24 protein-coding genes and 1 tRNA gene are annotated in these 17,922 nt (G+C 63.5%); 5 read left to right on the top strand and 20 right to left on the bottom strand.

Translation table 11 applies throughout. The features are described 5' to 3' along the window. Nucleotides 1-31 precede the first annotated feature (31 nt). The 15 genes from CIHUM_RS00970 to CIHUM_RS00900 all read right to left on the bottom strand — a co-directional run bounded on the left by CIHUM_RS00970 (nucleotide 32) and on the right by CIHUM_RS00900 (nucleotide 6,408). The gene (locus CIHUM_RS00970; protein ID WP_262360347.1) at nucleotides 32-589 is read right to left on the bottom strand and encodes a hypothetical protein; all 558 of its coding nucleotides are present in this window, start codon (nucleotides 587-589) and stop codon (nucleotides 32-34) included. After that, on the bottom strand, nucleotides 544-819 hold the full coding sequence (locus CIHUM_RS00965; protein ID WP_148363819.1) for a hypothetical protein: 276 nt from the start codon (nucleotides 817-819) through the stop codon (nucleotides 544-546). Before CIHUM_RS00965 ends, CIHUM_RS00970 begins: the two co-directional genes overlap by 46 nt. Next, nucleotides 816-1,553 (bottom strand): hypothetical protein, encoded by a 738-nt coding sequence (locus tag CIHUM_RS00960; RefSeq protein ID WP_034997000.1) that lies wholly within the window; start codon nucleotides 1,551-1,553, stop codon nucleotides 816-818. Before CIHUM_RS00960 ends, CIHUM_RS00965 begins: the two co-directional genes overlap by 4 nt. A gap of 425 nt (nucleotides 1,554-1,978) precedes the next feature. Further along, the gene (locus CIHUM_RS00955; RefSeq protein WP_034996999.1) at nucleotides 1,979-2,275 is read right to left on the bottom strand and encodes a hypothetical protein; all 297 of its coding nucleotides are present in this window, start codon (nucleotides 2,273-2,275) and stop codon (nucleotides 1,979-1,981) included. Next, complete coding sequence (locus tag CIHUM_RS00950; protein ID WP_034996998.1) at nucleotides 2,272-2,520, bottom strand: hypothetical protein; 249 nt, start codon at nucleotides 2,518-2,520, stop codon at nucleotides 2,272-2,274. The genes CIHUM_RS00955 and CIHUM_RS00950 overlap by 4 nt, the downstream gene beginning before the upstream one ends. Continuing rightward, nucleotides 2,517-2,801, bottom strand: coding sequence for a hypothetical protein (locus CIHUM_RS00945; protein ID WP_034996996.1), 285 nt, complete (start codon nucleotides 2,799-2,801; stop codon nucleotides 2,517-2,519). The genes CIHUM_RS00950 and CIHUM_RS00945 overlap by 4 nt, the downstream gene beginning before the upstream one ends. A 2-nt stretch (nucleotides 2,802-2,803) precedes the next feature. Then, the gene (locus CIHUM_RS00940) at nucleotides 2,804-3,793 is read right to left on the bottom strand and encodes a coiled-coil domain-containing protein (RefSeq protein WP_051106227.1); all 990 of its coding nucleotides are present in this window, start codon (nucleotides 3,791-3,793) and stop codon (nucleotides 2,804-2,806) included. After that, on the bottom strand, nucleotides 3,790-4,008 hold the full coding sequence (locus CIHUM_RS00935; protein ID WP_034996993.1) for a hypothetical protein: 219 nt from the start codon (nucleotides 4,006-4,008) through the stop codon (nucleotides 3,790-3,792). Before CIHUM_RS00935 ends, CIHUM_RS00940 begins: the two co-directional genes overlap by 4 nt. Further along, complete coding sequence (locus CIHUM_RS00930; protein WP_158293356.1) at nucleotides 4,008-4,163, bottom strand: hypothetical protein; 156 nt, start codon at nucleotides 4,161-4,163, stop codon at nucleotides 4,008-4,010. The genes CIHUM_RS00935 and CIHUM_RS00930 overlap by 1 nt, the downstream gene beginning before the upstream one ends. Beyond that, nucleotides 4,150-4,329 (bottom strand): hypothetical protein, encoded by a 180-nt coding sequence (locus tag CIHUM_RS00925; RefSeq protein ID WP_148363818.1) that lies wholly within the window; start codon nucleotides 4,327-4,329, stop codon nucleotides 4,150-4,152. Before CIHUM_RS00925 ends, CIHUM_RS00930 begins: the two co-directional genes overlap by 14 nt. Then, on the bottom strand, nucleotides 4,326-4,556 hold the full coding sequence (locus tag CIHUM_RS00920; RefSeq protein WP_034996992.1) for a hypothetical protein: 231 nt from the start codon (nucleotides 4,554-4,556) through the stop codon (nucleotides 4,326-4,328). Before CIHUM_RS00920 ends, CIHUM_RS00925 begins: the two co-directional genes overlap by 4 nt. Before the next feature lie 102 nt (nucleotides 4,557-4,658). Further along, on the bottom strand, nucleotides 4,659-5,366 hold the full coding sequence (locus CIHUM_RS00915) for a hypothetical protein (RefSeq protein WP_034996991.1): 708 nt from the start codon (nucleotides 5,364-5,366) through the stop codon (nucleotides 4,659-4,661). 241 nt (nucleotides 5,367-5,607) lie between these two features. Beyond that, nucleotides 5,608-5,808 carry a helix-turn-helix domain-containing protein gene (locus CIHUM_RS00910; protein WP_034996989.1) on the bottom strand — a complete coding sequence of 67 codons (201 nt, stop codon included), beginning with the start codon at nucleotides 5,806-5,808 and terminating at the stop codon, nucleotides 5,608-5,610. A gap of 51 nt (nucleotides 5,809-5,859) precedes the next feature. After that, complete coding sequence (locus tag CIHUM_RS00905; RefSeq protein WP_034996987.1) at nucleotides 5,860-6,150, bottom strand: hypothetical protein; 291 nt, start codon at nucleotides 6,148-6,150, stop codon at nucleotides 5,860-5,862. A gap of 24 nt (nucleotides 6,151-6,174) precedes the next feature. Then, a complete protein-coding gene (locus CIHUM_RS00900) occupies nucleotides 6,175-6,408 on the bottom strand; it encodes a hypothetical protein (protein WP_034996986.1) in 234 nt (77 codons plus the stop codon). A 164-nt stretch (nucleotides 6,409-6,572) separates the two neighbouring features. On the opposite strand from CIHUM_RS00900, the gene CIHUM_RS00895 reads away from it, so the two are divergent. The 4 genes from CIHUM_RS00895 to CIHUM_RS00880 all read left to right on the top strand — a co-directional run bounded on the left by CIHUM_RS00895 (nucleotide 6,573) and on the right by CIHUM_RS00880 (nucleotide 9,315). Beyond that, a complete protein-coding gene (locus CIHUM_RS00895; RefSeq protein ID WP_051106225.1) occupies nucleotides 6,573-7,001 on the top strand; it encodes a hypothetical protein in 429 nt (142 codons plus the stop codon). Between the two features lie 4 nt (nucleotides 7,002-7,005). Further along, nucleotides 7,006-7,377 carry an ImmA/IrrE family metallo-endopeptidase gene (locus tag CIHUM_RS00890; RefSeq protein WP_243427112.1) on the top strand — a complete coding sequence of 124 codons (372 nt, stop codon included), beginning with the start codon at nucleotides 7,006-7,008 and terminating at the stop codon, nucleotides 7,375-7,377. An 11-nt stretch (nucleotides 7,378-7,388) separates the two neighbouring features. Further along, nucleotides 7,389-7,985 (top strand): hypothetical protein, encoded by a 597-nt coding sequence (locus CIHUM_RS00885; RefSeq protein ID WP_034996982.1) that lies wholly within the window; start codon nucleotides 7,389-7,391, stop codon nucleotides 7,983-7,985. A gap of 109 nt (nucleotides 7,986-8,094) precedes the next feature. Further along, nucleotides 8,095-9,315: a tyrosine-type recombinase/integrase gene (locus CIHUM_RS00880; protein WP_034996981.1), complete on the top strand. Its 1,221-nt coding sequence runs from the start codon at nucleotides 8,095-8,097 to the stop codon at nucleotides 9,313-9,315. A gap of 270 nt (nucleotides 9,316-9,585) precedes the next feature. Here CIHUM_RS00880 and CIHUM_RS00875 read toward each other — a convergent pair whose 3' ends face one another. The 3 genes from CIHUM_RS00875 to CIHUM_RS00865 form a co-directional block, all read right to left on the bottom strand. Beyond that, nucleotides 9,586-10,593, bottom strand: a complete 1,008-nt coding sequence (locus CIHUM_RS00875) for a DUF3644 domain-containing protein (protein WP_034996979.1) — start codon at nucleotides 10,591-10,593, stop codon at nucleotides 9,586-9,588. Between the two features lie 178 nt (nucleotides 10,594-10,771). Beyond that, a tRNA-Thr gene (locus CIHUM_RS00870) sits at nucleotides 10,772-10,847 on the bottom strand. A 65-nt stretch (nucleotides 10,848-10,912) separates the two neighbouring features. Further along, a complete protein-coding gene (locus CIHUM_RS00865; protein WP_034996977.1) occupies nucleotides 10,913-12,112 on the bottom strand; it encodes a DNA polymerase III subunit delta' in 1,200 nt (399 codons plus the stop codon). A 37-nt stretch (nucleotides 12,113-12,149) separates the two neighbouring features. On the opposite strand from CIHUM_RS00865, the gene CIHUM_RS00860 reads away from it, so the two are divergent. Next, nucleotides 12,150-13,673, top strand: coding sequence for an adenylate/guanylate cyclase domain-containing protein (locus CIHUM_RS00860; RefSeq protein WP_034996976.1), 1,524 nt, complete (start codon nucleotides 12,150-12,152; stop codon nucleotides 13,671-13,673). A 56-nt stretch (nucleotides 13,674-13,729) separates the two neighbouring features. Here the strand turns inward: CIHUM_RS00860 and CIHUM_RS00855 are convergent, their stop codons facing one another. Together CIHUM_RS00855 and topA are read right to left on the bottom strand one after the other, a co-directional pair. Next, entirely contained in the window at nucleotides 13,730-14,767 is a 1,038-nt protein-coding gene (locus CIHUM_RS00855) for an HNH endonuclease signature motif containing protein (protein ID WP_034996972.1), read from the bottom strand. A gap of 154 nt (nucleotides 14,768-14,921) precedes the next feature. Further along, nucleotides 14,922-17,804, bottom strand: coding sequence for a type I DNA topoisomerase (gene topA / locus CIHUM_RS00850; protein WP_034996971.1), 2,883 nt, complete (start codon nucleotides 17,802-17,804; stop codon nucleotides 14,922-14,924). Nucleotides 17,805-17,922 lie beyond the last annotated feature (118 nt).

The following is a 17,922-nucleotide window of genomic DNA, read 5'->3' as shown; positions in this document are numbered from 1 at the left end:
GTGCGCATCTCCTCTCTATTCGTAGTGGCGGTCATACGGGTGTCCCGATTGGGTTGTTCTGTTGATACGAGCGTTTCGGCGGTGGTGGTGGCGGGTTGCGCACCGCCCGCGCGAGCCGCGGGTAGCACTTCTCGCAAAGCCCTTCACCCCGATGGGCGCGGGCGCCGGCGGGGAACTTCCGGTTGTTGCTCACATCTCCTTGTGGCCGTAAGGGTGCGCGGCAGCCGCGGCACGTGGTTTGCACGAACCTGCGCTCGCCATTGGAGTACGCGATGACGTCGGAGTACCGGCCAGCCATGACGCCGTCGACCCGGAGGCCCTGCTTTTCCATGTCGCTGAGTGCGCGTTCGCATGCTTCGAGCAGTGGGCAGCGGTGGCACCGCAGGCGGGCCTCCTCGTGGCGTGCGGCGACTTCCTCGTACGATTCGCGGGGGTGTGAACCGTCCCACGGCGAGACGCCGGTGTTCTGGCGCTTGTACCAGCACAGAGCCGCGGTCTCTTCGCCTGGCTCCAGGCCCCAAAGGTGTTCTATCGCGCCCGACATCAACGACGACCTGCCTTCCCGGCGCGCGTGGCGACGAATGGCCATGTCGGGCCGAAGTCGCTGGCGTGCTCGTTGAAGTAGGCCTGAACTGCTCGTTGGCACTCTTTCTCCAGTGGTGATGGGATGTGGATACCAAGTTCTTCGTAGTGCTCTATGACAGGTCGGAGGAAGCGGACGGCATCGATCATCGGTTGGAAAACGGCTCGGAGTAGTTCGGGGTCTGCCCGGTGGCGGCGCTTGATGAGCATCGGTATTGGGTTTTTGGGGTTGGTCATGCGATACCTCCGGCAGGAGCGGCGGCGACGAGTCGGCGGGTACCGCCATCGCTTTGCTCGTTTGCTTCGGTGGCCGGGGAGTCTTTGCCGGCGGTGTCTTCCTGGTCCTGCTTTATCTGGAGCTTTTCCTTGTGGGACACGGTCATCTGCCAGTCGTCGCCAAGGACGTACCACCGCGACGTCAGTTCTTCCGGCTCGGAGCGAGTGAGCATGACGATCCGGCGGCGGAGTAGCTTGGCCACGCCGGAGATGGTGGCCAGGGTCTCGGGTGGGATCCAGAACGGGGCACCAGGCGCGGATGCGGCGTCGAAGAAGATCTTCTCGTGGTCGCCGGGGAGCACGGCGTGAGCGAGGCGGTGCTCGTCACGGCCGCCGGCAGTTTGGAACAGGCCCGTCTCGTCCTGAACGCGGATGCGCTCCTGGCCGATGGTGACGGAGACGGTCGGCTCCGCATCGATCCCGTCCGGGGTCTTGACCTCGTAGCCGGCCAGAGACGCCGCCGCGTGCTTGGACAGCTCGACTCGGTCGTCGCGCTCGTCATCCCAGTGAACGAAGTCGACTTTGAGCTTCGCCCGAAACGACGCCTTCTCCCCGAGTGCTGAGATGGACAGGGTGTGCTCGTTCAGTCGGTGCAGTCGGACGTAGGCGATCTCATCCTTGCCGGCGACCTTGACGGCAGCGCGCAAAGCGCACGAGAGGCTGTCCATGCGGCAGAGGAAGCGGGAGTCAGTCACAGTGTTTCTCCTTTCTGTGCCTGTCCCTGCGGAAACAGGGGGATTTGGTTCGGTAGGTCGGAGGGATCGGTTTCTTTGGCCAGCCACGAGTGGATCTGGGCTTTGCGTTTCTCGGGTAGCCGCGCCCACCACTCGTCAAGGTCACGTTCACGCACTGTCTCCCCTCTCCTTGACCGGGTCGAGCCCCACCACCCGGCGCGCGGCGTTGACGGCGGCGGTGCTGTGGGGTTTGGGGAACTTGATCTGCTTGCAGCGGTGGATGATCCAGCTGTGGTTGCTGGTGGTGGTTCCGCCTGCTCCGTGGAAGCGGACGCTTATGCGGTCTGTTGCGGCGGCGTCGGGAGTTGAGGGGTCGAGCAGGACGGGGCCTGTTCGCCCTTGGACTTCCCAGGTTTCCGCACCACATAGTGGGCACCACTTTTTGTTCATCGGTATCTCGCGGCGATCTTGGTCAGGTAGCTGCGCATCAATGGGGTGTACTTCCACTTCATCCCAGACTTTTGAGCGGGTTTGAGAGCGCCGTGCTTTTTGAGCCACTGCAGCGCATAGTCCGGCATCGCGTCGAAGGGCATTTCGCCGTGCGCGAGTGATTCGACGGCGGTGCGGACGCCACGTGGGGTGATGCGGATCAGCTCGTCGGCGGTGAGCTGCTTGCTCTCGGCGTCCCGCCGAGACGGGCTAATCGATGGGAACGGGCTGTAGGTCTGGGTGGAGGTGCTCATGCTGGTGGGTTCTCCTTTGCGGGAGGCTGTCCGGCTGGTGTCCAGGCGCGGGGGATGTCGGTGCGGATGATGATCTTCTCGGTGCCCGGGTAGAGCGGAGCGTGCTCGTTCGGCACCTTGACGCGGCCGCCGAGGTAATCGCCTTCGTAGATGCCGAGGAAGCCCTCAACGCCGACGATCTCGCACCAGCAGCCGACGTATTCGTTCTCTTCACCCGGCGCGAGGGTGGTTATTGGGATGGTCATGGTGTGCCTGCTTTCGCTTGGGAGTTGGGGTCCTTCGCGGTGATTGGGCGGCCGGTGGTGTAGTTGCGGCCGCAGTAGCGGATGTGCCCGTCTGGGGCCTCGATGATCGGGGCGACCTGCAGAGGCCGGACCATCAGGACGATCTGCCCCTCGTGCGTTTCGACATCGCCGAATAGTGAGGCGAGGTTCGCGATCTTCTGCGCGTCCGCCGGGTCGAGCGGGAGGACGAGCGTCTGCTGGTCGTGGCTAAACAGACTGATTGCGTATGGCTGCTTGCTCATTGCTACTGCCCCCTCCCCTCGTCTTCGTCCAGGAGTGACAGCGCGCGCTTGATTGCGCGGAGAGACTTCTCCTCGTCGACCTCAAACTGGTTGAACGCGGTGGCCAAGTGCCGGCGAAGTGCAGCCGCGTCCACACCCGGCGCGTCGTGCGCCTGGGCAGTGTCGGTGGCCACGCGGGGTTTGCTCTTGAGCTCTTCGAGTTCTGCCTCTGTTTTTGTCAGCTTCTCTTGGAGCTTGGCGTAGTCGTCAGTCCACTTCTTGATTGCCACCTGGTTGTTCTTTTGGGCGTGGGCGAGGTTCTTTTCGACGGCGGCCAAGTCTTCTTTGAGCTTGTGGATCGTTCTCTCCGCCTCGTCTAGGTGGCGGGCATGGGCCTCGCGCTCGTTGTCGAGAGCATGCTCGGCGCTGCGTAGCTTCTCCGCGGTGTGCTCTTTCTCGTCGTGGGCGCGTTTGGCCTGGGCGTGGTACTCACTGATCCGCTCGCCCCGGGCGTCGAGTTCCTTGTGCGCTTGGCGGAGTCGGTCGGCTTCCTTGTCGCGCTCGTCGGTGCGGTCGTGCAGCTTCTCGGTGACGCTGTTGAGCTCCTTGGACTTGCGTGCGAGCTTGTCTTCTAGTGAGGCTGCGTGCTGTCGGGTCTGCTGGTAGTCGTGCCGCGCGTTTGCGAGGTCGACTTCGAGCTTGGTAGCGCGCTTCGTGGCCGCGGCAAGGTCGGTTTGCAAGTCCTTGTTACGCTTCTTGATCGCGGCGAGGTCCTTGCGTGTCTGCTCCCCTGCAGGTGCGGACGAATCGCCGGCGGGTGGGATGTAGTTGCCGAGTTCGCGGTTCGCCGCCGCGAGGGCTGCTTCGAGGGTGGCGCACAGGGCGTCCTTCGCCGCGAGGCGGGCGGATTGGTCCCGGAGGTTGTCTAGGAGCCGGTCACGTTCGGCGCGGATGTCGGAGACAAGATCGAGGACGGCCGGCACGAGGTCGGCGGACGGTTGTGCCGTGGTCATAGTTCCTCCTCTTCTGGTTGGTGGTGGAGCACCACTGCCAAGGTCAGTAGTGCGGCGGTGTGCATCTCCTGTGTGCTTTCGCCTTCCAGGTCTTCCAGGAAGCAGGAGAAGATTCGGCTGACTTCGTCGAAATCGTCGGCCAGGTGGCCAAGACGCTCGCGGAGGAGGCGGTCTCGGTTCTTAGCGGCGACGTCGCTTGGTTTCGGGGCGGCCATCACAGGACCCCCAGCACCCAAAAGCCAATGAGGGCGAACACTGCGCTCGCGGTGGCGAAGCCGGTCAGCCATGCGACTACGACCTTCACAAGCCACGGGGACGCGGCCTTATCGGCGTGGTTTTTGGCGTAGAGCTCAGCATTAATCTGCGGCATCGTCAGGCTCCATTCCGATCGTGTAGATCAAGTCGTGCAGCGCGTCCTCCCAATGGAGGGGAATTCGGTCCTTGTAGAACGCGGCCAGGTCGCGGACCTCCGCAACGAAGTTCGCTTTGGAGATGGGGGTGCAGCGCTCGGGGCGCTCGGTCATCTGCACACTCATGCGGCACCTCCGAAGACGACCCATGCGCCGACGTAGAGGACCCAGAACACGAGAATTCCGACGATGACGAGACCGAGGTCTCGCCACGTGGGAGTGAACTGCTCGCCTTCTTCCTCGTCGCGGAGGGCAGCCGCGGCCGGCGAGACCTGGTCCAGCGGCGGGCGGTGGCGGTCGTCGTGCAGCACGTCCACGGCCGTGGCCATAGCGGTGATTTCAGCGTTATTCATGGCTACACCAGCGCCAACCCATCGAGAACCGACTGTGAGAAAATTGGCCAGCACACATCCAGCGCGGAGTTGGTGAACACGGAGATAAGGCTCTGGTCGAAATTACGCATCGCCGTTTTCCCTCTCGGCGCGCTCGACGTCCTTAAGCCAACCGTTGAGGATGTCTCGAGTCTTCCTGGCCGTGTCGACCTCGCGCTGCGCAGCGTTGCGTTGCTCGATGGCGGTTTTCACCTGCCCGGTGGCTATCTGCACGGCCTTTGAGAATCGGGCCAGCTGCTCGTCCCCTGGCGTCTCCGTGCGGGACACCATCCTTCCGCTCGGGTCCACGAGCTTCATAGCCCGTGAATAGCTGCGAAGCTCGATGTCCATCTTGAGAAACGCGCGACGGCGCTTAGCTTCCGCACGCTGCCTCGCGGCCTCCGGGTTGAGGTCCTGCATCTGTGCCTCCGCGTTTTTCCGGGCGGCTTCGGCATTCTTCCGGTATTTCTCTGCCTCTTCCCGGTACTTCTTCGCCTCCGCACGAGCGGCGTCAGCCGCCGCCATTGTTTGCGTAACTTGATCATGCGTGTACGCCGCAGCACCACCCGCCTGCAGGATTGTGGGGCGCTCTTCCTTGCCATCGAGGACCAGCACCAGTCGCTCGATGGCGCTGACGAACAAATCAAATACTTCGCGAAGATCCCGGATTGTGTCGGATATTTGCTCCGCCGCTGCAGGGTTCCCCTTCGCCGCGACTATCGAAGCTGTCGCGGACAGTTTCGCTAAAAGAGCGTTCGCGGCCAGCTTGAGGCCTGCGATTGGTGGAATCATCTTTTTCCCTTTCAGTTGACGTTGGGTGGAGGCGCAGGAACGCCTTGCCGTGCGCTTAGCGGAAAGCGAACGACTGGCACGGATGCGTCCTTGCGCGAGGACAAGAGAGGCCTCGCTACGCCTCCTGGTGCCCGTCCCCGGATTCGAACCGGCGCGCAAGCCTGCAGCGCGAGGGGGACAATGTCAGCCAGGCCATTCCTGGCAGCGGACGGGCCGGTGGCCAAACGAGTGGCCGGGGTGGTTACGCGACGGCTTCCATGCGCACGAAGCGCTCGACCTCCGCCTCGGGGATCAGGATCTTGACCCCCTTGCCGGGCTTCTGGCCACGGCGCCGGCCGGAGTGAATCTCGCCGCGGCGGACGAGCTTGCGGATTGTTTTCTCCGAGTAGCCAGTGCGCTCCGCGAACTCGCGGACGGTGAGGAAGGTGGTATTGTTCTGCATGGTTTTCCTTTTCTGGATCCACACCCGCCTGCTGCTACCAGGCGGGTTTTCTTATGCGTGGGTGGATGCTCGCTCGGCGGCGAGGATTTCGGCTCGGTGGGCGCGGCACTTCGTGAGAATCTCGTCGGCGCGCACTGCTGCCTGCTCCTTGCAATCCGCCAAGTACGTCTGCTGGTAGGTGGTCTGGTCGCCGGCAAGCTCTAGGAACACCTCCGAGAATGCCAGCATCCGCCCTACTGACTGATGCCAGGCGTCCTGCCCGAACTCGTCGGGGCCGGCGTCAAACAGCACCCGGGCCTCGACCCACTGGTCGAAGATCTTGTTCACGCTTTCCTTCTTCATGGTTTTCTCCTCTGCCCGGCGCGATTACGCGGCGGGGTTCTCTTCCTTTTTCTTTTTGACTAGTGCGGACTTGATGAACTTGACGTTGGCCGCATCCATCACTCGGACGAGCGTCGGAACAGTTGGGGTCCTACCCTTGCGGAGCCCGTGGACCGTTCCGAGCGACAACCCGAGGTGGTGGGCGAGAGCTTCGTCCGAGTTCAATTCCTGTTCTTCCCGGATTTTGTCGAGCACCTCCGGGCGGATTGAGATGGTCATCGCGCATACCTCCTGTGCGTTTCGCAGCGCACGCTCCATCATGCACTATTACTTCGAATTGCACAAGCGGAATTACAAACCTGTTTCGTTTCCGCAGGTAGAGAGTTTCAAATTAGGTGCAGTGCAAGTTGCACAGAGGCCCCCAGTAGTGCAAAATGGAACGCATGAACCACAAGAATTGGTATGTAAGGCTCACGGGTGGAGAAGCTGAGCGTGCGGCCGCCCTCGCAGCCGGCGTGACCCCCTCGACATTGCACCGACAACTGGCGGCAGGCCACTTATCTGCGGAGAATGTCATCGCACTAGCGCGTGCATACGGGGAGAACCCCGCTCAAGCTCTGGCGGCCACAGGCCATCTCGAAACCGAAGAAATTGCCGATGTCTCGATTGATCAGGTTGGGGAGCTTTTAACCGATCAGCAGTTGGTCCGCCTTCTAGCGCTGCGGATTGATGCAGATCCACACTCGTGGTTCGGCACATTCGGTGAGCTCGCGGACGAGGATGCCGAGGTAATCGAGTTGGGTGCGTATGCGGCGGACTCCTCGCCGGACGAGCCGGAGGAGGGGGATGAGGGCTTTGGCGAAGGTCCCTAGCCTCGTGGAGATTGCGCTAGAACACGGCGTCGAGGTCGTCACCCACCGTGGGGGCGACAAGGGGCGGTGGTATCCCGCCCGGCGGACGATCAGCCTCCGGGCCGACCTCCCCGCCCGCGCGCGGCGGTGCACACTCGCGCACGAGCTCGGCCACGCCGTCCTTGGCCACGATGCGGGGCCGGAGCTGCCGCGGTGGGTCGTCGAGAAGCAAGAACGTTCCGCCGATCGCTGGGCGGCCGAAACCTTAATCAGCGAAGATGAATACAGGAGCGCCGAAGCAGCGCTCGGCCCCCACCCCGGCGCGATCGCCGCCGAGCTCGGGGTCACTGTCCACCTATTGGAAGTCTGGCGTGCACCCCGGCGCGCCAGTGCGTGAAAGGAAGCAACATGAGCAGCGTCTCAACCAATCCTCCTAAGAAGCCGATCACGAAGCGCTGGTGGTTTTGGGCAATTATCGTGGTCGTAGCCTTGGCCGTTATCGGCTCCCTCGGTGACAGTTCCGAGAGTGGTTCTTCATCGGACTCGGCCGCTACGGAGGCTAAGTCGGAGGAGGCGGCGACCGCCGCAGCGTCGCAGGAAAGCGAGCAGGCGGAAGATCCCAGCGAGCAGACGGAGGAGCCCAGCGAGCAGACGGAGAAGCCGGAGGCCGAGACTGTGGAATTCGGTGGTCAAGAGTGGACCTGCCTACCCGTTCCTGAAGATCTACTAGGGCGTCTCCTCGATGGCAGCTCTTACAACGTCGGCGACCTTGGGGTGGATAAGTCCACGATGGTGCGGGGAGTGGACAACTTCTTCGTTGCTGCTGAAGTGATTTACCCGGGTGATAAGACCCCGTTCAAGGCAGTGTTCACTAGCCCGATTGATGGCACCGGCCCGATTACCTCTGCGACCAAGGGCACCGCGCAACTTTTCAATTGGCCGGAGACACCGAACGGGAAACTGGACGGCGCATACGCAGCCGAGAAGTGCCTGAAAAAGGTGTAACGCATAAAGGGGTGCGCCCCGCGGGAGCCGGCATGCTTCAACCGCGGGGCGACTTATGGAGTGCCCAACCACCTCGGGGGACTGGGTGGTCAGACAAGGAGAAGAATACATGGCACACGTCCGTGATGACTGGACAAAACCCAATCCAGACAAAACCAGCCGCAAAACACGCGTGAAGTCCGCCCGGTGGGGCAAGGGCAACCGGTGGCGCGCCGTCTGGGAAGAAAACGGGCGCAAGGTCTCCAAGACCTTCCCCACACAGGACGCCGCCGAAGCATGGTGCGCCAAGGTCACTGTCGGCCAGGAGCAAGGCACCTGGATCACCAAAGACAAGCGCGACATCACGCTAGAGGATCTCTGGGACCCGTGGATTAAGTCCAAGGAAGGCAAAGCCAAGTCGACGGTGGCGTCCTATCGCTCCGCATGGGCGCACGTCGCCCCGGCCTTCGGCAAGACGCCCGTGTGCGAGCTCGACGGGCCGACAATCACCACCTGGATCGACAGCCTGCAATCACGACGGCCGCACCAGAAGGAAGCGAAACCGCTCGGCTCCGGGCAGAAACGCAAGGTGGGCATCGTCATCAACGCGCTGTGCACGCTGGCGGTGAAACAAAAGATCATCTACGACCACCCGCTCGAATCCGGCGACCTCGTGCGGCAAGAAAAAGGCCGGCGGCGCGCCTTACGCGTGGCCGAAGTCGACCGCCTGCTCGAAGCGGCACCCACGCCGGAGGCCAAGCTTTTCGTCCGGGTGCTGCTCATGACCGCCATGCGCCCCGGCGAAGCCAAAGGCCTGCGCGTGGAGGACCTCGATTATCGCCGCCGACGCCTGATTGTGCGGCGCTCCGTCGATCAGCTTGGCCACGCCGGCGACACCAAAAACCACCGCCACCGCGATGTGCCCGTCGGCGGAGAACTCCTCCTAGACCTCGAGGACGAATGCGTCGGCAAGTCCCCCACCGCTCCGCTGCTCCCCGACGAGCACGGCAACGTGTGGACCACCGCACGATGGCGGCGCATCTGGGCGCAGATGTGCAAGGACGCCGAGCTTGGCCACGTGGACACCTACACGCTCAAGCACACCGCCGTGTCCATGGCCATCGCCGCCGGCGCCGACGTGTACGCCGTGCAGCGCATGTGCGGACACGCCGATGCCTCCACCACCCTCAACGTCTACGGGCACTTGTGGGACGAGGGTCTCGACGCGATTCCGAACGCCATGGACGCCTACCTCGCCGCCGAACGCGAACGCGACGCCGCCCGCGCACAACGCCGCGCGGAGCGCACCGCCCGGCGCGACGGCCTGCGCGCGGTGCCGGATGTGGGTTAGTGAGTCTGACGAACTCTTTGCTTTCGCTGGTTCGGGGACAACCAGACTGGCGTTTGGGGGGGTAATTCGGGGTGATTGCGTGAACCTTTTTGTCTCTTCGACCTTGTCTTTTTGCAAAACGTATTGCTCGATGTGCGTGTATGTGTTGTGCAAGTGCAGTCGCGCAATTACGCTTGCGGGTACAACGCCAACCCGAGAAGGATAAAGCTGGGTTCCCGAATGGGAGTAGGGCTTCGGCCTGAGAATTCCTTTGCTCCGAGGGTTGGCGTTTTACCTTTCCGCCGCCTTTGCCTGTAACGCGTCGATACAAGTTTCAGGCTCTTTCTTAAGTTGAGCGACGATAAATTCGATAGCCCTTTGTGAGTAAGTCCAGGATGGGTTGCTTTCTCCGGCTGTACTCCGATCGTGGGCATACCGCTCGTCTCCCTTGAATTGAAACACCTTGCTGAAGAGGTCGAAGTGCCACTTATTGAAAACCCGCTTCTCCCCCCGGAAGTAAATATTCGTTTCAGAATTTTCTAAGCGACTCTTCACCTCCTGGACCGCGTTTTTTGCCGTGTACGGGTAGTAACTAGCTGCGTCTCGAACGTCCTTAACGATGGCTACGCCGGCATCTGCCGTGTTATCGACATAAACGTTTAGGTCAGCGTCTTGTGCCTTCTTGACGATTCGAAGATTAGTTTCGTAGATCGCTGCCGCGCTTCCGCCTTCCCCCGTTCCTGCCGCATCGGCAGCCGATCGGCTCATTTTGAGAAGTTTTTCTGCCACGCGCGGTTCATACTTCGCGCGGATGATGTCCGGGTCGATTGTGCCGCGACGAACAGCAAGGGCTAGATAGTTCTCTGGGATAAGGTCGCTGACCGATTCTCCGTGAAGTTCTAAAAGTTTGTCCGCATAGTTCATTACTGACTTTTGAAGGAACGGCCCGATAAATATCTCATACTCGTCGGTGATGAAGTGAGTGTTTACATTGCGAAATTTGATTAGCTCATCCATGTTGACCCGGAGGGGGTCCTTGTCGTTCGTATAGACCTTTTTCAGGCAATCTTTGAGAGCGAGGGTTCTTCCTGATCCGTCCGAGTAGTAAATCGAGTCAATACCTCGCTTTTGGATTAGGTGCGCTTTGAGCATCAGCTCCCAGGCATTGCAGAGGAAGATCGAGCAGGTTTCCGCGTGATACTTCAATGTTGGCCGGTTGTATAGCTCCACTCCTAGTGCAAAAGCTTCCTTGCTCTTCTCTAGCAGCCGCTCGACGATCTGTTCTTGTCCCTCATCCATAAAGGTTCAGTCTATCGATTGCCCAAATTAGGTCCGCTTGCACTGACACCGCGTGTGCGCTCTGTGTGCGCTCTGTGTGCGCCAATAAAAGAAACAACCTGGGACAACTCGGGACAACCCGGAGACGGCGAGACGAGAAGAAACCCCAGCTAAAACGGGTGTTTAGCTGGGGTTTTGGTGGAGCCACCAGCGAGAATCGAACTCGCGACCTTCTCATTACGAGTGAGATGCTCTACCGACTGAGCTATAGTGGCCGGGCATACAAGATGCACCACCGCGAAAGTGTAGTGCAGCCGAAGGGAACTGAGAAACCGGCAGCTCAGGACACCTTGCAGGCGAGCCGGATCCGGCCGAGCATCCCACCAAACGCCACCGCCGGCTGCACCTGCTGCGCCAGCCGCTCGCGGCATTGCGCGATGGCCTCCTGGCACTCCACCAGGTCTTCTGGGGTGGTGCGCTCCGCGATCTCTCGCGCCAGGCCCTCGTAGTCCGGGTGGATCAGGGCAAGACCGGCACCGGACTGGATGATCATGGCGTCGCGGTACACCCCCGCCAGGTCCACCAGGACCAGGTCGAACATGTCGCGTTTGCGGCGGGTGCCGCGTTTCTTCTGCTCCTCTTCGAGCGCTTTTATCGACGACGCAACGCCACCCAACGCCTTGCCCGCCCCCTTGCCTTTCGCGCCCATGCCGAGCGCGTTTTCCAGCTTCGCGCGCTCGGCTTCGTCCTCGGCCTTGTGGGCCTCCACCGCCTCGGTTTCCGCCGCTTTGACCAGCCCGCCGACGGCCTGGAACGCCTGCGCACCGTGGAACACCAGCTCCGCCAGGTTGATCGCCATGGAGCGGCGCTTCTGCACCTGGTCCGAGCGCACCAAAAGCCGCGCACGCCCCACATGCCGCATCGTCGCGGCGGCGGCAAGGCGCGCGTCGTGCTCGGTCGCGCCCTCCTCTTCGACCAGGATGCGCACGACCTCGTGCTCCGTCGGCGCCGGCACGTACAGGTGGCGGCAGCGCGAACGCAGCGTCTGCGAAAAGTCCTGCGGGTCCGCCGACGGGGCGCACATGATGATCACGGTGTGCTCCGGCGGCTCCTCCACGGTCTTCAGCAACGCGTCGGCGGCATCCGTGTTCAAACGGTCGGCGTTTTCGATGACGATGACGCGCCAGGCGGCGACCGTCGGCAGGCGGGCTGCTTGCGGCACGATCGTGCGCCGCACGTAATCCACCGGGATGTTCACCCGCTGCGGCACCACGTGCAGCAGATCAGTGTGCGTGCCCGCCAACGCCAGCCGGCACGCCTCGCAGCGCCCGCACCCGATCTCGTCCGGGTCGGTGCACATCAGCGCCGCCGCGAACGCCAACGCGGCCTGCGAGCGGCCCGCCCCCGGAGGGCCGGTGAAAAGCCAGGCGTGGGTCATGGCGTAGCCGTCGCCAAGCCTTGCGGCCCTCGCCGCCGACATGATTGCCTCGCGCACCGCCGGCGTACCGGCAAGCCGCTCACTGACGCTACGGGTAGTCACGGATGATCACACTACCCGCGCGCTAAGGTGATACACCATGGAACGATTCTGGCGCGATCTGCGGTGGCTCTGGGGCACGTCATGGCCCCTGTACGCCGCGACCGTGCTGGGAACCAACGTCATCGCCGCCATCGGCTCGATGCTGTTCGTGCGCTACCTCATCCCCATGCCGGAAGTGCGTGAACTCGGCCTTGGCGGGCAACTCGGCGCCATCGGCGTGATCTACGCGGCGGTCGCCGTCGTGCTGGGCGTGGTGGTCACGCTGTACCTGTTCCGGCCCGTGCTGGAATGGCAGCGCCACCCCGACGGGCATGACCCGAACATGGTGCGCCACCTGGTCATGCGGCTGCCGGTGCTGCAAACCATCATTGTGGTGGGCGTGTGGGGTATCGGCATCGCGATTGTCACCGCGGGGGCCTGGCGTGTCGACGCCCGCCTGGCCACCGTCGTCCTCGCCACCGCCTCGCTGACCGCTTTTGTCACCGCGGTGCTGACCTACCTGCAGGCCGAGCGCCTCGTGCGCCCCATCGCCGCCTCCGCGCTGGCGCGCCGCTTCGAGGACTCCACGCTGCAGCCGCCGATCAAGTGGCAGCTGTACCTGACGTGGTTCACCACCTCCGCCGTGCCGATGGTGGGCGTTTTGTTGCTGACGGTGGCGCAGCGCCACGGCTACTTCACCGGCAACGTGGGCGAGCTCACCTCCGCTATCGTCGCGCTGATCACCGCCGGCATGGCCACCGGGTTTGTGGGCACCACGCTGGTGATCATGAGCGTGGTCGACCCGATCAAGGAGCTGCAAGCCGCGATCAACCGTGTGCGCCGAGGCGAGCAAAACACGCAGGTGGACATCTACGACGGTTCCGAGATCGGCGTGCTGCAGGCAGGGTTCAACGAGATGATGAAGGGGCTGCGCGACCGCCAGCGCGTCCGCGACATCTTCGGCCAGTACGTCGGCGCGGAGGTGGCGCAGAAGGCGCTGGAGGAGATCCCGGAGCTCGGCGGCGAGGAGCGCAAGGTGGCGGTGCTGTTCATCGACGTCGTCGGGTCCACCACCTACGCCGTGGACCACACCCCGGAGGAGGTCGTCGCGGCGTTGAACGACTTCTTCGACGTCGTCGTCGAGGTGGTGCACCGCAACAAGGGCGTGATTAACAAGTTCCAGGGCGATGCGGCCTTGGTGGTGTTCGGGGCGCCCGTTTCGCTTCACGACGCCGCATCGCACGCCCTCCAAACCGCCCGCGAACTCCAACGGGACCTGGCCGGCCAGGAGCTGCGCGCCGGCATCGGTGTGGCGTCCGGGCACGTGGTGGCGGGCCACATCGGCGGCTCGGACCGCTTCGAGTACACCGTGATCGGCGACGCCGTCAACGCCGCGGCGCGCCTGACCGACATGGCGAAGGACACCCCGGGCCTGGTGCTGACCAACGCCGCGACCCTGCGCGCAGCGAACGAGGTGGAACAGCAGCGCTGGACGCTGATGAAGTCCGTGGAGCTGCGCGGCCGCGGCAAGATGACGCAGCTGGCGCGCCCGGTGCGCTCCACATTGGCCGACCGCTCGTAGTTTTTGGCATGCCGATGTGCCCCGCCGCGGGTGGGGCGGGGTGTGTGGGGTGAGTGTTAGTCGAAGAGCAGCTCCATCGCGCCCGGGGTGGTCATGGGGACTTTGGCCCCGTTGGGGGCGACCCAGCGGATGCGGGCGTTGGGGTTGTCGATGTAGCCGAACGGGCCGTTTTTGTTGTCGGCGTTGACCCCGTTGTGGAAGGGGCACAGTTCGGCGAGGTTATCCATGTTGGTCATCCCGCCGTAGCGCCACGCGTTGATGTGGTGTGTTTGGGTGGTTTCGGCGGAGTGTTTGCAGTCGGGAAACGCACACGACGGGCAGAGCAGCTTCGACATGGTCTTTTGTTTGGGGTTGGCGCAGCGCTTTGCGTGGTAGAGGTTGACGGGGCCTTCTTGGGGGTGGAACGCGGCGACTTCGAGTATGTCGCCGAATTCGTGCTCCATGTATTCGGCCCCTGTCATGGTGGTGCCGTCGGTGCAGATCAGGGTGACTTCGTCTGCGTGGCCGGATTGGATGCGGGCCCAGTCGGCGATCGGCACCAGGATGATCGGCCGGAAGTTCGCCTTCGGCACTCCTTTGCCGTCGCGCAGGATCCCGATAAGCGTGTGGGCCATTTGGGCGGCGGCTGGGTCGTCTGCGTCGATGAGTTTGCGCAGCAGGTGTTCTAGGTCCGCCAGGTCGCGCTCGTTGTAGGTCAGGATCATGGTGCGCATGCCCGCCTTCGAGCGGGAAAACCTGCACGAGGGTGGAGCTGGTTTGACGGGTTGTTTGACCAGCCGCTTGATGCGCTTGGTTAAGGCCCGATACGAGCCGCGGTGGCGCACCAAATCCAACCGGATGCGCCAGCGTTCCGCGGCTCCTTCGACGGCGAGCAGCTTTTTCTCGATGTGCACGAGCTGGTCGACCGGTAAGCCCTCGGCGGCGGCTAAAGCTTCGCGTTGTTTGCGGGTGAACTGGGTCGGCCCGAAGTAGGCGTGGTGCACCCGCGCCAAATCGCGCACCCGGCCGGTGGACAGGCCAGCGGCCATAGCTACATCGCGGTCGAAGTCGGCGAGCATGCCCACGCCTGCGGTGACAAAGTCGGTGAAGTTCATGGCCCAGAAGCTATGGCGGCCACACAACCCGAACAAGACCCAAATCAGAATCTGTGGATAAACCCCGCCGGTTGTTGACGCCGCAACACAGTTATCCGCAGCAACGCAAAACGCGGTGGCGCAAGCACGCCACCGCGGTATACGTTGCGAAGTTTTAGCGCTTGCGGGCCTTCACTACGCGCTTCGTGGTCTGCTTCGGCTTCGCGGCCTTCTTGGCAGCCTTCTTCTTCGTCGTCTTCTTCTTGGTGGCTTTCTTGCCGCCGCCTTCCGCCTCGCGGGCGCGGCGGGCGGAGAGCAGCTCGTTGGCGCGCTGGTCCGTCATGGTTTCCGGGGTGTCGCCGCGCTGCAGGGACGCGTTCGTTTCGCCGTCGGTGACATACGGGCCGAAGCGGCCGTCCTTGACGGTCATGGGCTTGCCGGAGACGTCGTTGTCGCCGAGCATTTTCAGCGGCGGCTTCGCGGCAGCGCGCCCGCGGCGCTTCGGCTCGGCGTAGATGCGGCGGGCCTCGTCAAGCGTGATGGAGAAGATCTGGTCTTCGCTGGCCAGCGAGCGCGAATCGGAGCCCTTCTTCAGGTACGGGCCGTAGCGGCCGTTCTGCGCGGTGATCATCTCGCCGTCCGACGGGTCCTCGCCGACCTCGCGCGGCAGCGACAGCAGCTGCATCGCCTCGTCGAAGGTGACGCTCGACGGCTCCATCGTGGAAAACAGTGACGCGGTGGCGGGCTTGAGCTGCTCGTCGACGAGCTGCGCCATGCGCTTCTCCTTCTGAGCAGCCGCCGTCTTGGTCTCCCAGTTCTTCGCGCGTTTGCCTTCCTCGGCGCGCTGGGCGTCCTCCTCGGCGCGCTCCGCGGCGATGACTTCCTCGGCGCGGGCTTCGGCGGTGGCGCGCTCGTCGTCACGCACGAGCTCCGTGACGTACGGCCCGAAGCGGCCCTCCTTCGCCACCACGGTGCGGCCGTTGGCGGGGTTGACGCCGAGTTCGCGGCCGGACTGTGGGGTGGCGAAGAGCTTTTCAGCCATCTCCAGGGTGATTTCGTCCGGGGTGGCGGACTCGGGCAGGTTGGCGCGCTGGTACTCGGGCTCGCCGTCCTTTTCGCCGATCACGCGCTCGATGTAGGGCCCGTAGCGTCCGACGCGGACGACGACGGGGCGGCCGGAGGCGTCGTCGAAAAGCTTCAGCGAGTTCGCGGCGCGCGCGTCGATGGCCTCGAGGTTGTTCTCGATCATGTGCTTCAGCCCGCCGCGGCGCGCGAGTGCTTGCGCCATGGATTCGCGTGCGTCGGCGTCGCCGAAATAGAAGCCGGACAGCCACTTGGTGCGGTCCTGGTTGCCGTGAGCGATTTCGTCGAGCTCGTCCTCCATGGACGAGGTGAAGTCGTAGTCCACCAGCGCGTCGAAGTTGTTCTCCAGCAGGCCCACCACGGAGAACGCGACCCAGGACGGCACCAGCGCGTTGCCGCGGACGAAGACGTAGCCGCGGTCCTGGATGGTTTTGATGATCGACGCGTAGGTGGACGGGCGCCCGATGCCGAGCTCCTCCATCTTTTTCACCAGCGAGGCTTCGGTGTAGCGCGCCGGCGGGTTGGTGGAGTGGCCATCCGCGGTGACCTTCTGCGTGGCCAACTCGTCGCCCTTGGCCAGCTGCGGCAGGCGGGTTTCGTTGGCTTGGCGGTCGGAGTAGGCGCGCAGCCAGCCGGGGAAGGTGACGGTGCGGCCGGTGGCGGCGAACTCGCACGCCTCGCCGGAGGCGTCGCCGGCGACGGTGACCTTCATCGAGGTGCCGCGGGCGTCTTGCATTTGGGAGGCGACGGTGCGCGCCCAGATGAGTTCGTAGAGTTTGAACTCCTCGGCGTCCAAGGACCCCGCCAGTTGCCCGGGGGTGGCGAAGCGTTCGCCGGCGGGGCGGATGGCTTCGTGGGCTTCCTGCGAGTTTTTCACTTTTCGGTCGTAGGTGCGCGGCGCATCGGTGACGTAATCGGCGCCGTACAGTTCGCGGGCGGCGGAACGGGCGGCGTCGAGGCCCTGTTTGGACAGGGAGGTCGAGTCTGTACGCATGTAGGTGATGTGGCCGTTTTCGTACAGCCGTTGCGCGATGCGCATGGTGCGCGCGGAGGTGAAGTGCAGTTTGCGCCCGGCTTCTTGCTGCAGCGTGGAGGTCATAAACGGCGCGTAGGGTTTGCGCGAGTAGGGCTTTTCCTCCACTGCGGTGACGTGCATGGGTGCGGTGCCCAGCGCGTCGGCAAGCGAGTGCGCCTTTTGCTTATCGACGATCACCGCCTCGCCCTTCAGCCGCCCCCGGTCGTCGAAGTCGCGGCCCTGGGCGATGCGCTTGCCGTCGAGGGCGACGAGCTTGGCGTCGAACTCCGTCGGGGTCTGCTTGGATGCGTCTTGAGGGACGAGAGACGCAACCAAGTCCCAGTACTCGGCGGGGATGAACGCCATGCGTTCGCGTTCACGCTCGACGATGACGCGGGTGGCCACGGACTGCACGCGCCCGGCGGACAGGCGCGGCATGACCTTCTTCCACAACACGGGCGAGACTTCGTAGCCGTAGAGGCGGTCGAGGATGCGGCGGGTCTCCTGGGCGTCGACGAGCGCCATGTCCAGCTCGCGGGTATTTTCGGCGGCTTCGCGGATCGCGGATTCGGTGATCTCGTTGAACACCATGCGCTCCACCGGCACCTTGGGCTTGAGGGTTTCCAACAGGTGCCAGGCAATGGCTTCGCCTTCGCGGTCCGGGTCTGTCGCGAGCAGGAGTTTGTCGGCCTGCTTGAGCTTGGATTTGAGGTCGGTGACCTTCTTCTTCTTGTCCGCGGAGACGACGTAGATGGGCGTGAAGCCGTCCTCGGGGTTGACGCCGAGCTTCGCCCACGCCTCCTTCTTGTACTTGGCGGGGATGTCGGCGGCGCGGCCGGGCAGGTCACGGATGTGGCCGACGGAGGCTTCCACAATAAAGTCGTCGCCCAGGTACTTCTGGATCTTCTTCGCCTTCGTCGCGGACTCCACGATCACCAGAGTCTTGCCGCCTTCAGCCACGTTGACTGACACCTCGCTTTACACAGAGTTATTGCCTAACAGACAACTAGCACACGATTGTGCACCCGGGTAATAGGACTACACTGCTCGGGTGCCCCGGTGCCGTGTACGTCGGGGG

The organism is Corynebacterium ihumii, assembly GCF_028609825.1.
Lineage (GTDB): Bacteria > Actinomycetota > Actinomycetes > Mycobacteriales > Mycobacteriaceae > Corynebacterium > Corynebacterium afermentans.
The sequence above is the reverse complement of the archived record's forward strand: the minus strand, read 5'-3'. Positions and strand labels throughout refer to the sequence as shown.